The 13,099-nt window shown below is 72.9% G+C and carries 15 protein-coding genes; 1 reads left to right on the top strand and 14 read right to left on the bottom strand.

Annotation, left to right across the window (positions count from 1 at the left end; translation table 11 throughout):
- Positions 1-20: 20 nt before the first annotated feature.
- The 4 genes from frr to rpsB all read right to left on the bottom strand — a co-directional run bounded on the left by frr (position 21) and on the right by rpsB (position 3,348).
- On the bottom strand, positions 21-575 hold the full coding sequence (gene frr / locus GFH29_RS06915; RefSeq protein ID WP_228387880.1) for a ribosome recycling factor: 555 nt from the start codon (positions 573-575) through the stop codon (positions 21-23).
- Positions 576-638: 63 nt separating this feature from the next.
- Positions 639-1,367 carry a UMP kinase gene (gene pyrH / locus GFH29_RS06910; RefSeq protein WP_153322648.1) on the bottom strand — a complete coding sequence of 243 codons (729 nt, stop codon included), beginning with the start codon at positions 1,365-1,367 and terminating at the stop codon, positions 639-641.
- A gap of 103 nt (positions 1,368-1,470) precedes the next feature.
- Positions 1,471-2,283 (bottom strand): translation elongation factor Ts, encoded by an 813-nt coding sequence (gene tsf / locus GFH29_RS06905; RefSeq protein WP_153322647.1) that lies wholly within the window; start codon positions 2,281-2,283, stop codon positions 1,471-1,473.
- 132 nt (positions 2,284-2,415) lie between these two features.
- Entirely contained in the window at positions 2,416-3,348 is a 933-nt protein-coding gene (rpsB, locus tag GFH29_RS06900) for a 30S ribosomal protein S2 (protein WP_153322646.1), read from the bottom strand.
- A gap of 399 nt (positions 3,349-3,747) precedes the next feature.
- Here rpsB and GFH29_RS06895 point away from each other — a divergent pair, with 399 nt between their 5' ends.
- Positions 3,748-4,410, top strand: coding sequence for a M23 family metallopeptidase (locus GFH29_RS06895; RefSeq protein WP_153322645.1), 663 nt, complete (start codon positions 3,748-3,750; stop codon positions 4,408-4,410).
- On the opposite strand, the gene GFH29_RS06890 is transcribed toward GFH29_RS06895, so the two are convergent.
- The 10 genes from GFH29_RS06890 to trmD form a co-directional block, all read right to left on the bottom strand.
- Complete coding sequence (locus GFH29_RS06890) at positions 4,383-5,342, bottom strand: tyrosine recombinase XerC (RefSeq protein WP_153322644.1); 960 nt, start codon at positions 5,340-5,342, stop codon at positions 4,383-4,385. The genes GFH29_RS06895 and GFH29_RS06890 overlap by 28 nt on opposite strands.
- A gap of 28 nt (positions 5,343-5,370) precedes the next feature.
- Complete coding sequence (gene dprA / locus GFH29_RS06885; protein WP_153322643.1) at positions 5,371-6,507, bottom strand: DNA-processing protein DprA; 1,137 nt, start codon at positions 6,505-6,507, stop codon at positions 5,371-5,373.
- Positions 6,504-8,114 (bottom strand): YifB family Mg chelatase-like AAA ATPase, encoded by a 1,611-nt coding sequence (locus GFH29_RS06880; protein WP_153322642.1) that lies wholly within the window; start codon positions 8,112-8,114, stop codon positions 6,504-6,506. Before GFH29_RS06880 ends, dprA begins: the two co-directional genes overlap by 4 nt.
- Before the next feature lie 642 nt (positions 8,115-8,756).
- Positions 8,757-8,927, bottom strand: a complete 171-nt coding sequence (locus GFH29_RS06875) for a hypothetical protein (protein ID WP_153322641.1) — start codon at positions 8,925-8,927, stop codon at positions 8,757-8,759.
- Between the two features lie 130 nt (positions 8,928-9,057).
- Positions 9,058-9,426, bottom strand: coding sequence for a YraN family protein (locus tag GFH29_RS06870; protein ID WP_153322640.1), 369 nt, complete (start codon positions 9,424-9,426; stop codon positions 9,058-9,060).
- Between the two features lie 120 nt (positions 9,427-9,546).
- The gene (locus GFH29_RS06865) at positions 9,547-9,855 is read right to left on the bottom strand and encodes a DUF2469 domain-containing protein (RefSeq protein WP_153322639.1); all 309 of its coding nucleotides are present in this window, start codon (positions 9,853-9,855) and stop codon (positions 9,547-9,549) included.
- Positions 9,852-10,577 carry a ribonuclease HII gene (locus GFH29_RS06860; RefSeq protein ID WP_153322638.1) on the bottom strand — a complete coding sequence of 242 codons (726 nt, stop codon included), beginning with the start codon at positions 10,575-10,577 and terminating at the stop codon, positions 9,852-9,854. Before GFH29_RS06860 ends, GFH29_RS06865 begins: the two co-directional genes overlap by 4 nt.
- Entirely contained in the window at positions 10,574-11,335 is a 762-nt protein-coding gene (lepB, locus tag GFH29_RS06855) for a signal peptidase I (protein WP_228387814.1), read from the bottom strand. Before lepB ends, GFH29_RS06860 begins: the two co-directional genes overlap by 4 nt.
- A gap of 44 nt (positions 11,336-11,379) precedes the next feature.
- Positions 11,380-11,730: a 50S ribosomal protein L19 gene (gene rplS / locus GFH29_RS06850; protein ID WP_153322637.1), complete on the bottom strand. Its 351-nt coding sequence runs from the start codon at positions 11,728-11,730 to the stop codon at positions 11,380-11,382.
- A 197-nt stretch (positions 11,731-11,927) separates the two neighbouring features.
- Positions 11,928-13,094, bottom strand: coding sequence for a tRNA (guanosine(37)-N1)-methyltransferase TrmD (gene trmD, locus GFH29_RS06845; RefSeq protein WP_153322636.1), 1,167 nt, complete (start codon positions 13,092-13,094; stop codon positions 11,928-11,930).
- Positions 13,095-13,099 lie beyond the last annotated feature (5 nt).

The raw sequence follows: 13,099 nt of genomic DNA, 5'->3' as shown, positions 1-13,099 counted from the left end.
TCAGACGAGTGCCGGGGTCCTCAGACCTCGATCAGCTCGGCCTCCTTGTTCTTCAGCATCTCGTCGATCGCGTCGGTGTGCTTCTTGGTCAGGCCGTCGAGGCGCTTCTCCGCACCCGTGACGTCGTCCTTGCCGACCTCGCCGTCCTTCTCCAGACGCTCGAGCTGCTGCTTGGCGTTGCGGCGCAGGTTGCGTACGGCGACGCGGCCGTCCTCGGCCTTGCCGCGGGCGACCTTGATGTACTCCTTGCGGCGCTCCTCGGTGAGCTCGGGGAACACGCAGCGGATCACCTTGCCGTCGTCGGCGGGGTTCACGCCGAGGTCGGAGTCGCGGATCGCCCGCTCGATGTTCTTCATCGCGCCCTGGTCGAACGGCGCGACCAGGATCGTGCGTGCCTCGGGGGCGGTGAAGGACGCGAGCTGCTGGATCGGCGTCAGCGAGCCGTAGTAGTCGACCAGGATCTTGCTGAACATGTTGGGGTGAGCACGCCCGGCGCGGATCGCGGCGAACTCCTCGCGGGTGGACTCCACCGACTTGCCCATCTTGGCGTCGGCCTCGTTGAGGATCTCGTTGATCACGGGTGCTCCTGTGTGTTCGCTGCTGCTCGGTGGGTGGTGCGGCCGGTCGTACGGGGCGGGTCAGCCCCGCGAGACCGTCGTACCGATCTTCTCACCCGAGACCGCGCGGGCGATCGTGCCGGGCGTGGAGAGGTTGAAGAAGACCATGTCGACGTCGTTGTCGCGGGCCAGGCTGACCGCCGTGGCGTCGGCGACCTTGAGGTCGCGGGCGATGAACTCGTCGTAGGTGAGGGTGTCGAACTTGACCGCGGAGGGGTTGGTCTTGGGGTCGGAGTCGTAGACGCCGTCCACGCCCTGCTTGCCCATCAAGATCACCTCGCAGCGGGTCTCGAGCGCGCGCTGGGCGGCGACGGTGTCGGTGGAGAAGAACGGCATGCCGGCGCCGGCGCCGAAGATCACGACCCGGCCCTTCTCCAGGTGACGGATCGAGCGGCGCGGGATGTACGGCTCGGCGACCTGGCCCATCGTGATCGCGGTCTGCACCCGCGTCTCGACGCCGTTCTTCTCGATGAAGTCCTGCAGCGCCAGGCAGTTCATCACGGTGCCGAGCATGCCCATGTAGTCGGCGCGGGCACGCTCCATGCCGCGCTGCTGGAGCTCGGCGCCGCGGAAGAAGTTGCCACCGCCGACGACGATCGCCACCTCGGTGCCGGAGCGGGCGACATCGGCGATCTCGGCGGCGATGCCGTTGATGACATCGAGGTCGAGGCCGACCTGTCCGCCACCGAAGACCTCTCCGGAGAGCTTCAGGAGGACACGGCGGTAACCAGTCAAGGGGGTTCCCTTCATCGGGGTGGGCGGGAGATGCAAGAAGGCCGGTCCGCTGATCCTCGTGTGTGGGGGATCAAGCGGGACCGGCCTCCTCGTGACGTCTGGGGTGAAACCTAGTGGATCAGGCCCCGACCTCGAAACGGGCGAAGCGGGTCAGCTGGGTGCCGGAGTCCGCCAGCACCGCCTGGACCGACTTCTTGTTCTCCACGACGGAGGGCTGCTCCAGCAGGACGACGTCCTTGAAGAAGCCGTTGAGGCGACCCTCGGTGATCTTGGCGATCGCCTGCTCGGGCTTGCCCTCCTCGCGCGAGGTCGCCTCGGCGATCTCACGCTCCTTGGCGACGACGTCCGCGGGGACCTCGTCACGGGTGAGGTACTTCGGGCGCATCGCGGCGACCTGCATGGCGGCGGCGCGCGCGGCGGCCTCGTCACCGGTGTACTCGATGATGACGCCGACGGCCGGCGGCAGGTCCGCGGCGCGACGGTGCATGTAGGTGACGACCTCGCCGTCGAAGTACGCCACGCGGCCGAGCTCGATCTTCTCGCCGATGGAGACGGCCAGGTCGTTGACGACCTCGCCGACGGTCTTGCCGTTGAGCTCGGCGGCCTTGAGCGCCTCGGCGTCGCCGATCTTGTTCTCGTTCGCGACCGCGGCGATCTGGTCGGCGGCGGCGATGAACGCGTCGTTCTTGGCGACGAAGTCGGTCTCGCAGTTGAGCTCGATGAGAGCACCACCGGCGGTGGCGACCAGGCCGGCGGAGGCCTCGCGCTCGGCGGCGCGCTCGGCCATCTTCTTGCCACCCTTGATGCGCAGGATCTCGACGGCCTTCTCGAAGTCGCCCTCGGCCTCGGTGAGCGCCTTCTTGCAGTCCATCATGCCGGCGCCGGAGAGCTCACGGAGCTTCTTGACGTCGGCCGCGGAGATGTTAGCCATGGTGGGTCTTCCCTCTGTGTCGTCTGGTGGGGAGTCGGTACGGCTCGGCGACCGGTCGGGCCTCGCGAGCCGGGCCACACGCGCAGCGGACCGCGGGCCATCGGCCCGCGGTCGCTGCGTCGTACGGCTTGATCAGGCCTTCGCCTCGTCGGCGACCTCGGTCGCCTCGGCACCCTCGGTGGCGGGGGCAGCGGTCTCGGCGACCTCGGCGGCCTCCGCACCCTCGGAGGCGGCACCGGTGGCCTCGGACGCGGCAGCGTCGGTGGCGTCGGTGGCGGTCTCGGCGGCCTTCTCGGCGTCACCGGTCAGGAGCTCGCGCTCCCACTCGGCGAGCGGCTCGGCCGGCGTGGCGGTCTCGCCCTCGGCCTTGCCACCGGAGCGGGCGATGAGGCCCTCGGCGACGGCGTCGGCGACGACGCGGGTCAGCAGGCCGACGGCGCGGATCGCGTCGTCGTTGCCCGGGATCGGGAAGTCGACCTCGTCGGGGTCGCAGTTGGTGTCCAGGATGCCGATGATCGGGATCCGGAGCTTGCGAGCCTCCTCGACGGCGAGGTGCTCCTTCTTGGTGTCGACGATCCAGACGGCGGACGGGACGCGGCCCATCTCGCGGATGCCGCCCAGGGTCTTGTCGAGCTTGTCGCGCTCCCGCTTCATCTGCAGGAGCTCCTTCTTCGTGCGGCCCGAGCCGGCGACGTTGTCGAAGTCGACGTCGTCAAGCTCCTTGAGGCGGTTGATCCGCTGGTGCACGGTCTGGAAGTTGGTGAGCATGCCGCCCAGCCAGCGCTGGTTGACGTAGGGCATGCCGACGCGGGTCGCCTGCTCGGCGATCGCCTCCTGGGCCTGCTTCTTGGTGCCGACGAACATGATCGTCCCGCCCTTGGCCACGGTCTCCTTGATGAAGGCGTAGCTGCGGTCGATGTAGGCCAGCGACTGCTGCAGGTCGATGATGTAGATGCCGTTGCGCTCGGTCATGATGAAGCGCTTCATCTTCGGGTTCCAGCGACGGGTCTGGTGTCCGAAGTGGACGCCGCTCTCGAGGAGCTGGCGCATGGTCACGACTGCCATGGTGATTCTCTCTCCTGTGTGGGCCCACCGCCGACGTGTGCGCCCTTCACCTGTTCGCGCAGGAGGGCCCACCGGCGGTAAGTCCGGTCGTTTTCAGTTCGTGCGATCCGGCGGGTGCCGTTCGCCCTGACGCCGGCGCGGGGTCCGACCCGGTTGCCCGGGACCGAGGACCGCCGCCCACGGGTGCTCGAACCCTGGAGCAGGGCCCGTCGTGGTCAGCCGACGTGCGAAGTCAATCCGCGCGAAGTCACACAGATTGCGACGCCCAGCCTACGGGAGGACCGGGGCACCCGACCAATCGAGCCACCGGCCGCCCACAGCCCGCCGTTCGCGCCCCGTCGTCCCCCGCATGGGCGCTGCAGCGCCCGCCCGGCGCCGGCGGGACCGAGCCTTGCCGACATGGTGGTCTCGCGTCTCTCCCCCAGGGTCTCCTCCCGTCTGCGGGCGGCCGTCGTCGGGCTCGCCCTCGGGTGCGTGCCGCTGCTCGGAGGGGGTCCCGCCGCGGGCGCCGAGGACCCGGTCGGGGTGTGGCCCCTGGCCCCCGTGCCCGAGGTCGTCGCGCGCTTCGACCCACCGGAGCAGCCGTGGGGGCCGGGGCACCGCGGGGTGGACCTGCTGGGGGTCCCCGGGGCGCGGGTGCGGGCAGCGCTGCCCGGCACCGTGACGTTCGCCGGCCGCCTGGCCGGTCGCGGCGTGGTCGTGGTGGACCACGGCGCGACCCGCACGACGTACGAGCCGGTGACGGCGGGACTGGAGGTCGGCGCCGCCGTGCCGGCCGGCGGCGCGCTGGGGAGCCTGGAGACCGCGGGCTCGCACTGCGCCCCGCGGGCGTGCCTGCACTGGGGATGGATCGAGGGCGCGGAGACCTACCTCGACCCGCTGCGGCTCGTCGGCGGCGGCCCGGTGCGGCTGCTCCCGCTGGCGGCGCCGCCCGGGGTGTCCCGCGTGGCGCGGCCCCCGTCGGGTGCGATGCCGCTGCTCCTGCCCGGGCCCGAGCCCGCATGGCGTCCGCTCGCGGCCCGGGCCGTGGCGGCTCAGGCGCGCGGGTGCGCCTGCTGGTAGGCGCGACGCAGCCGTTCGCTGCTCACGTGGGTGTAGAGCTGGGTGGTCGCCAGGGAGGCGTGGCCGAGCAGCTCCTGCACCGAGCGCAGATCGGCGCCGCCCTCGATCAGGTGTGTCGCCGCGCTGTGGCGCAGCCCGTGAGGACCGATGTCGGGTGCGCCCGGCACCGCGCTGATGCGGCGGTGCACCAGCGTGCGGACCGCGCGCTGGTCGATGCGCCCACCGCGCACGCCGAGGAACAGCGCCGCCCCGGAGTGGTCCTGGGCGAGCATCGGACGCCCCTGGCGCAGCCAGAACCGCAGGGCTCGGGCGGCCGGGCGCCCGAACGGCACGGAGCGCTCCTTGCGCCCCTTGCCCAGCACCCGCACCAGCTGCCGGTCGTCGTCGAGGTCGTCGACGTCGAGGCCGACGAGCTCCCCGACCCGGATGCCCGTGGCGTAGAGCAGCTCCAGCATCGCCACGTCGCGCAGGCCGACCGGGCCGTCGTCGGCGAGGTCGGTGGCCGCGGCGATCAGGTCGCTGGCCTCGTCGGCGCGCAGCACCGCTGGCAGGGTGCGGTGGGCCTTCGGCGAGCCCAGGCTCGAGCCGACGTCGGTGGGCAGTCGCCCGGTGCGCGCCAGCCAGGCGGTGAAGACCCGGGCGGCCGTGGCCCGGCGTCCGATGGTGGTGCGCGAGCGCCCGAGGGTCTGCTGCTTGGCCAGCCAGCTGCGCAGGGTGCGCAGGTCGAGCTCGGCGACGTCGGTGTGGCCCAGGCGCGAGGCGTGCTCCAGCAGTCCGGCGACGTCGCCGAGGTAGGCGCGCACGGTGTGCGGGGTCAGGTCGCGCTCGGAGACGAGGTGGCGCTCGTAGTCGCCCAGCACCCGCGCCATCGGCTCGGGCAGGGCATCGTCCTCGGCGGCGGGCGCCGGCGTCCCGGCGTCGTCGTCGGTCATGGGCCGAGTCTAGGAACGCCGTCCCGTCTCAGTCGTGAGCGAGGGCGGCGAGCCGCCAGCCGTCCTCGTCACGCTCGACGTAGCCGGTGCGCTCCAGGCCGGCCAGCGCCGTCTGCACCTCCAGCAGGGCGATCCCCGCGGCGCGCGCCACCGAGTCGACCGGGGCGCCCTGGAACACCGGCACCGCGTCGAGCACCTGCTGCTGGCGCCGGGTGAGCCGGTCGCGGGACCGCTCGCGGGCCCGTGGGGTCTCGACCAGGTGCTCCCCCACCGCGCCGAGCGCCTCCAGGACGTCCGCGCCGGAGGTCACCAGCGTGGCGGCGCCGCTGCGCACCAGCTCGTGCACGCCCTGGGAGGACGCGCTGGTGACCGGGCCGGGCACGCCCATCAGGTGTCGGTTGAGCCGTGAGGTCCAGGTCGCGGTGTTGAGGGCGCCGCTGCGCACCGCCGCCTCGACCACCACCGTCCCCTCGGCCAGGGCGGCGATGAGCCGGTTGCGGCTGAGGAACCGGATCCGGGTCGGGGAGCACCCCGGCGGCGCCTCGGAGACGACCGCGCCCTCGGCAGCGAGGAACTCCAGCATCGCCCGGTGCGCGACCGGGTAGACCCGGTCGGCCCCGCACGCCAGCACCGCGACGCTCGGGCCGTCGGCGGCCACCGCTCCCCGGTGGGCGGCGTGGTCGATGCCGTACGCCGCACCCGAGACGACCGCGTAGCCCTCCCGGCCGACGATCGCGGAGATCTCCGCGGCAACCGCGGTGCCGTAGGTGGTCGCCGACCGGGACCCGACGACCGCGACCGGGTGGCGCAACGTGTCGAGGCGCAGCGGGCCGCGGACCCACAGGCCCACGGGTACGCCGCCGCGCCGGTGCAGCGGCTCGACCGCGGCGAGGTCGTCGAGCTGGGTGGGCCACTCCTCGTCGCCGGGGATCACGAACCGCAGGCCCAGGCGGTCGGCGCGCTCCAGCTCCGCGACCGGGTCGCACGCCGCCAGCCGGGTCGCGACGTCGTCCTGGAGCCCGTCGCTGCCCCGGCCCTCCAGCAGCCGGTCGCGCAGCACCACCGGCCCGAGCTGGGCCACCAGGCTGGTCAGCCGCGGCTCCCCCGGCTCGGTCAGGCGCGACAGCGCGGCCCGGGCCAGGCGCTCCTCCTCCGGCGCGCTCATCCGGCGCGCACCTCGATCACCTCGAGCGCGAGCGGCTCGCCCAGGCGCAGCTGCAGCGCGGCGGCGACGTCCTCGGCGCCGGGGCCCGGGCCGGGGCGCACCGCGCCGTTGCGCACCGCGGCGAGGTCCATCACGCTCAGCGCCAGACGGTGCACGCGGACCGCGCCGCGCGCGGTGAGGCGCCCCGCGTAGATGCGGTCGTCGAGCAGCCGTTGGCCGGCCGCGTCCAGGGGCCACTCCTCGCGCAGCACCGCGCCGGGGACGTGGGCGTTGAGACGCCACGCGAGTCCGGCGTACCGCTCGGCCTGGCGGCGCCGCGCGGCGTGCACCCGGCGCCGGATCACCGCCGAGGACTCCCGCACCGCGAACCGGTGGTCGTCGTGGGGGCTGAACGCCGGCACGTGGCGCACGATGTCGACGCGGTCGGCGACCGGGCCGGTCACCTTGGCCCGGTAGTCGCGGCGGCGCACCTCCGGGCACTGGCAGCGGTTGGTGCGCGCGCTGACGGTGTACTCCCCGCAGGGGCACGGATTGCAGGCCAGCACCACGATGCCGCGCGCCGGGAGGCGCACCTGCTCCTCGGTGCGGGCGATCACGATGTCGCCGCTCTCCAGGGGCTGGCGCAGCGCCTCGATCACGTCGCTGCGAAAGAGCGGGAACTCATCGAGGAACAGCACGCCCCCGTGGGCCAGGCTGACCGCGCCGGGGCGCACCTGTCCCGAGCCGCCGCCCACGATGCTGGTCTTGCTGGCGTCGTGGTGCGGAGCCGAGAACGGCGGGCGCACCAGCATCCCCTGGTCGGGGTCGAGGGTGCCGGCCAGGGAGTGCAGCGCGGTCAGCTCGAGGGACTCGTCGGGCTCGAGGTCGGGCAGCACCGAGGGCAGCCGCTCCGCGATGCTGGTCTTGCCCGCGCCCTTGGGCCCGGACAGCATCAGGTGATGTCCGCCGGCGGCGGCCACCTCGAGGGCGTAGCGGGTGTCCTCCAGGCCCATCAGGTCGGCCATGTCGACCTCCTCCATGCGGGTCTCCCCGCGCCAGGAGAGCAGCCGCGAGCCCGAGGACGTGACCACCGGCGGCGCCTCGGGCACCTCCTCGCCGCGCAGCTCGGCCACCACCTGAGCCAGCGAGCGCATGCCGAGCACGGAGGTGCCGGGCACCATCGCCGCCTCCTGGGCCTGGGGCTCGGGGACGAACACCCGGCGCAGCCCGCGCGCCGAGCCAGCGAGCACCATCGGCAGCACCCCCTGCACCGGGCGCAGCGCCCCGTCCAGCGAGAGCTCGCCGATGAAAAGCGCCTCCTCCAGCGCCCGCGGCGGAACGCACCCGGCGGCGGCCAGCAGCGACACCGCGATCGCGAGGTCGAAGTGGGTGCCGGACTTGTGGAGGTCGGCGGGCGAGAGCAGGATCGTGATCCGCTTCGTGGCCGGCCAGGGCAGCGAGGAGTTGATGATCGCCATCCGCACCCGATCACGGGACTCGTTGAGCGAGACGTCGGGGCGGCCCACCATCGTGGTGCCCACCTGGCCGGGCGAGACGTCGCTCTGCACGTCGATCACGTGTCCGAGGGCGCCGCGCAGCGACACCGTGCGCGCGGTGGCGAACGGCATCAGCCGATCCCGGCGACGTGCTCGACCACCGAGGCGCCCGTGCGCGGGCGCACCGCCAGGGTCTCGCCATACTGCCCGAGGGCAGGGTTGCGGTTTGTTGTCGTCGTCATGTGGTGACCTCCTGCGGTCAGCCTCCGTGCGCCCGGCCCCCGTGCCGCAGGCCAGCGGCCGCCCCTGTGGACCCACCGCCAGGGCCGGGCGTCTGTGGACGGTCAGCGGCCCCACCGCGGCCCGGGACATCGCGGGCAGTCAGGTGCCAGCCTCCGGGGCATGACATCGGTCGACTGGGGCGTGGAGACGGACCCCCTCCACCTTCGGGGCACACCCGCTTCGAACCAGCGCCCGAGGCACCGCTCTGGACCCGGCTCGAACGGTGCCGTGGTCCGCTGCGGACTACTTCGAGATGGAGTCGGACGCCAACGAGCTCCTCGCCGAGTGCGGTCTGCCCCCACGCCCGCCGGTCGGCTGTGGCTGCTCAGGCAGCCGCCCGGGATCGCCTCCTTGGACGACGCCCTGAGGCGGCTGCAGACGTCCGCGGAGGAGGCAGGGCTGGACATCATGGCCGACCGGGCGTTCGTCCGGCAGGTGCCGCGATCTCGAGGGTCTCTTCACGTCCGTGCGGTGATGTGCTGCGAACCTGCCTCAGCTCGCTGCCCGGCCGAGCCCGACACCGAGCAGGTAGGAGCCCAGGCCCACGACGACCACGACGGCGACAACCTTTGCCAGACGACGCGACCAGGTCGACTCGAACCGGGCGTCGAACCACGGGTCGAGATGCCGCCCGATGCTCCACCTGTCTCGCTCGTGCGCCATTGCCGTGCACCTCCCTCAGCGCCAGCCACTGGGCTCTCGCCCCGACGGCCCGAATCTACGGCGCCCCCGACCGTTCGCCCAGACCATCGCGCCGCGCTGCGACACCGTGCGCGCGCGGTGGCGAACGGCCTCAGCCGATCCCGGCGACGTGCTCGACCACCGAGGCGCCCTTGCGCGGGCGCAGCACCGCGACCAGGTCGACCCGGATGTCCACCGGCCCGATGCCGCGCGCCTGGCGCCAGCGCTCGCCCAGCCGCTGCAGCCGGGCGAGCTTGACCTCGTCGACCGCCTCGTGGGGTGTGCCGCGCTCGGTGCTGGAGCGGGTCTTGACCTCGCACACCACCAGCACCGGGCCGTCGCGGAGCACCAGGTCGATCTCGCCGGCGTCGCAGCGCCAGTTGCGGTCGAGCAGGACCATGCCCCGCTGGGTGAGGTGGCGCACCGCCAGGGTCTCGCCGTACTGCCCGAGGGCAAGGTTGCGGGCTGCTGTCGTCGTCATGGGCTGACCTCCTGCGGTCAGCCTCCGTGCGCCCGGCCCCCGTCCCGGGGCGACCCTGCGGTGCCTGTGGACAGGCCGCGGGACCAGCTCGCCTGTGGACGCCCGGTGGCCCGGCGCGGGCTACGGCTTGGGCGGGTCGATGTCGGCTGCGTTGAGCTCCTCGACGTTGACGTCCTTGAAGGTCAGCACCTTGACGTTCTTGGCGAAGCGGGCGGGGCGGTACATGTCCCAGACCCAGGCATCGGTCATCGAGACCTCGAAGAAGACCTCGCCGGCCTCGGTGCGCGCCTTCACGTCGACCTGGTTGCACAGGTAGAAGCGGCGGTCGGTCTCCACGACGTACTTGAAGATGCCGACGACGTCGCGGTACTCGCGATAGAGGGTGAGCTCCATCTCGGCCTCGTAGCGCTCGAGGTCCTCGGTGCTCATCGCGTCTCCTCCAGGCTCTCCCCTGCCGCGACCGACAGGATCTCGCCATTGTGCCCCGCTCCGTCGACCTCGAGGCCCGCGGCCCGCCGGACGTTGACGAACCGCATCCGGTGGACCGGGCACGGGCCGTGCTCGCGCAGCGCGGCGGTGTGGGTGCGGGTGATGTAACCCTTGTGGGTCTTGAAGTCGTACGCCGGGTACTCCGCGTCCAGTCCGGTCATCAGCCGGTCGCGGGTCACCTTGGCGATGATCGACGCGGCTGCGACGCAGGCCGCCACTCGGTCGCCCTTCCAGATCGCGAGGTTGGGCACCCCCAGCCCGTCGACGGGGAACCCGTCGCTGAGCACGTACGCCGGGCGGACATCGAGCAGCGCGACCGCGCGACGCAGCGCCTCGACGTTGGCGACGTGCATGCCGAGCCGGTCGCACTCCTCGTGGGAGACCACGACCACCGACCACGACAGCGCCCGGGCCACGACCTCCTCGTAGCAGCGTTCCCGGGCCCGCTCGGTGAGCAGCTTGGAGTCCGCGAGCCCCGGCACGATGCCGCTGCGTCCGGGCCTCAGCACGACCGCCCCGGCGACGAGCGGGCCGGCGCAGGCCCCGCGGCCGGCCTCGTCGACGCCGGCCACCGGGTCAAGACCGTGGCGGACCAGCGCGCGCTCGTAGCCGTACATCCCGGCGTCGCGCCGCACGGTCACCCCGCGTGGCAGCACGCTCATGGCGCGGGCACCTCGAGGAACACGTCGGTGCCGCCACCCAGGTCGAGGCGGCCCAGCGGCCACACCACCGCGGCCAGCTTGCCGACCACCAGGTCCACGTCGACGTACGGGTCGGGCTCGCAGCCCACGGCCGCGGGCAGGCACAGCCGGTAGGAGGAGTCGGCCGAGTGGGCCCGGTTGTCGCCCATCACGAAGACCTGCCCGTCGGGCACCGGCCCCGCGCTCCACGCGCAGCCCGAGCCCACCAGCATCGGCCCGTAGCAGCCGTCGGCGTCGGGCCGGGCGTAGGGCTCGATGACGATCTCGCCGTTCACCTCGAGGTGGCCCTCCTCGTCGCAGCACACGATCGTGTCCCCCGCCGTGCCGATGACCCGCTTGACCAGGTGCCCGCCGGTCGGCTGCAGCCCGAGGCGGGACAGCGCGCTGCTCAGCGTGCCGACGTCGCCGCCGGTGTCCTCCAGCCACCCGCCCGGGTCGGCGAACACGACCACGTCCCCGCGCTGCGGCGAGCCGAACCAGTACGACGACTTCTCCACCAGGATCCGGTCGTCCTCGACCAGCCCGGGCTCCATCGACTCCGAGGGGATGTAGAACGGCTGGATCAGGAAGGTCTTGACCAGCACGGCGGCGACCAGCGCGACCACCGCCACGACGAGCAGCTCGTGCCACCAGCGCAACCGGTGCCGCCGAGACGACGAGGACCGCGAGTCCCCGGGGCCAACATCGTCGGCGGGGGTCTCGCGGTCCTCGGTGGTCACGCGTCGATCCTAGGAACCGGCCCTGAGAGCCGGTCCCGACGGGATCAGAACTCGCGGCGCTCCTTGATCTTGGCGGCCTTGCCGCGCAGGTTGCGCAGGTAGTAGAGCTTGGCGCGACGCACGTCACCGCGGGTCACGATCTCGATCTGCTCGAAGATCGGGGAGTGCAGCGGGAAGGTGCGCTCGACGCCGACGCCGAAGGAGACCTTGCGGACGGTGAAGGTGCGGCCGATGCCCGAGCCGTGGATCCGGATGACGACGCCCTGGAAGATCTGGACACGCGAGCGGCTGCCCTCGATGACCTTCACGTGGACCTTGACGGTGTCGCCGGCGCGGAAGGCCGGGACGTCGTCGCGCTTCGCGGCGTTGCCGAGCTCGGCAAGGATGTTGGTCATTGTCTCTCCTCGCGTGTGCCACAGGTCAGACGCGGTTCGGTGGTGCTGGTCGGGTCGCGGCTCAGCTGCACCGGCGGGCGGTGCGGTGGTCGGTGGCGCCGGTCCCCCTGTGGCAGGATCCCCGCGCGGGCCCTCCGTGTGTGTCTCGGAGCCGCCCTTCGACCGACTGGCCGACGAGCCAGTCTGCCACACCGCGCTCAGCGCCTCGAAATCCGCCGGCGCACCGGCTTGGTCATCACGACCGCGCCGGCGGGGGCCTCGACGTCGTCGCGCACCCGGAAGCCGGCCTTGCGATACATCCGCTGGTTCTGCGCGCTGTGCACGCCGGTGAACAGCACGTAGCTCGTGGCATCGGGGTGGGCGACGGCCTGCGCGTGCTCCAGCAGCATCCGGCCCAGGCCGCGACCCTGCAGGTCGGGGACGACCATCAGCCGCCCGATGTCCCACTCGGTGCCGTTCAGCCGGCCGCGGACGCCACCGACGAGGCGCCCGCCGGAGCGCACCACGTAGGTGTCCCAGGTCGTGAGGTCCGCGCGCACGTCGTCCAGCGACTCGTGCAGCGGCGGGATCGCCAGGGAGTCGTTGACCAGCGCCTCCTGCACCCAGCAGGCGCGCTGCAGGACCAGGATCTCGGCGGCGTCCCCGGGCCCGGCGGGGACGATCTCCCACTCCCCCGCCGCCGCGCTGGCGTGCAGCAGGTCCGGGCGCCGTTCGGCGGTACGCCGCAGCGCCTGCTCGTGGCGCCAGGTCGCGATCCGGCCGTGGTCGCCCGAGAGCAGCACCGGCGGCACCTCGTGCCCGCGCCAGGCGGCCGGCTTGGTGTAGACGGGGTACTCCAGCAGCCCGTCCTCGTGGGACTCCTCCAGCAGCGAGGCGGCGTTGCCCATGAACCCGGGCAGCAGGCGCACGACCGCCTCGGTGATCGCCAGCGCGGCCACCTCGCCGCCGTTGAGCACGTAGTCGCCGATCGAGATCTCGCGGACCTCGGTCCGGGTGCGGGCGTGGTCGAGCACCCGCTGGTCGATGCCCTCGTAGCGACCGCAGGCGAACACCAGCCGCTCCCGGGTGGCCAGCTCGCGCGCCGTGGCCTGGCTGAACGGCTCACCCGACGGCGTCGGGACCACCAGGGTCGCGCCGTCGAGGCCGAGCTCGTCGAACGCCTCGCCCCACGGCTCGGGCTTCATCACCATGCCCGCGCCGCCGCCGTACGGCGTGTCGTCGACGGTGCGGTGCCGGTCGTGGGCCCAGGTGCGCAGGTCGTGCACGTGGATCTCGAGCAGCCCGGAGGCGACCGCCTTGCCCGGCAGCGAGAGCTGCAGCGGGGCGAGGTAGTCGGGGAAGATCGTCAGGTAGTCCAGCCGCACGGCGG

The organism is Nocardioides sp. dk884, assembly GCF_009557055.1.
Lineage (GTDB): Bacteria > Actinomycetota > Actinomycetes > Propionibacteriales > Nocardioidaceae > Nocardioides.
Note: the sequence above shows the minus strand (reverse complement) of the source record. Positions and strands in the feature narration are given on the sequence as shown.

Coding starts and splice junctions, on each gene's coding strand:
- pyrH (WP_153322648.1), bottom strand. CDS start 1,367: ATGAAGGGAACCCCCTTGACTGGTTACCGCCGTGTCCTCCTGAAGCTC.
- tsf (WP_153322647.1), bottom strand. CDS start 2,283: ATGGCTAACATCTCCGCGGCCGACGTCAAGAAGCTCCGTGAGCTCTCC.
- rpsB (WP_153322646.1), bottom strand. CDS start 3,348: ATGGCAGTCGTGACCATGCGCCAGCTCCTCGAGAGCGGCGTCCACTTC.
- GFH29_RS06895 (WP_153322645.1), top strand. CDS start 3,748: ATGGTGGTCTCGCGTCTCTCCCCCAGGGTCTCCTCCCGTCTGCGGGCG.
- GFH29_RS06890 (WP_153322644.1), bottom strand. CDS start 5,342: ATGACCGACGACGACGCCGGGACGCCGGCGCCCGCCGCCGAGGACGAT.
- dprA (WP_153322643.1), bottom strand. CDS start 6,507: ATGAGCGCGCCGGAGGAGGAGCGCCTGGCCCGGGCCGCGCTGTCGCGC.
- GFH29_RS06880 (WP_153322642.1), bottom strand. CDS start 8,114: ATGCCGTTCGCCACCGCGCGCACGGTGTCGCTGCGCGGCGCCCTCGGA.
- GFH29_RS06875 (WP_153322641.1), bottom strand. CDS start 8,927: ATGGCGCACGAGCGAGACAGGTGGAGCATCGGGCGGCATCTCGACCCG.
- GFH29_RS06870 (WP_153322640.1), bottom strand. CDS start 9,426: ATGACGACGACAGCAGCCCGCAACCTTGCCCTCGGGCAGTACGGCGAG.
- GFH29_RS06865 (WP_153322639.1), bottom strand. CDS start 9,855: ATGAGCACCGAGGACCTCGAGCGCTACGAGGCCGAGATGGAGCTCACC.
- GFH29_RS06860 (WP_153322638.1), bottom strand. CDS start 10,577: ATGAGCGTGCTGCCACGCGGGGTGACCGTGCGGCGCGACGCCGGGATG.
- rplS (WP_153322637.1), bottom strand. CDS start 11,730: ATGACCAACATCCTTGCCGAGCTCGGCAACGCCGCGAAGCGCGACGAC.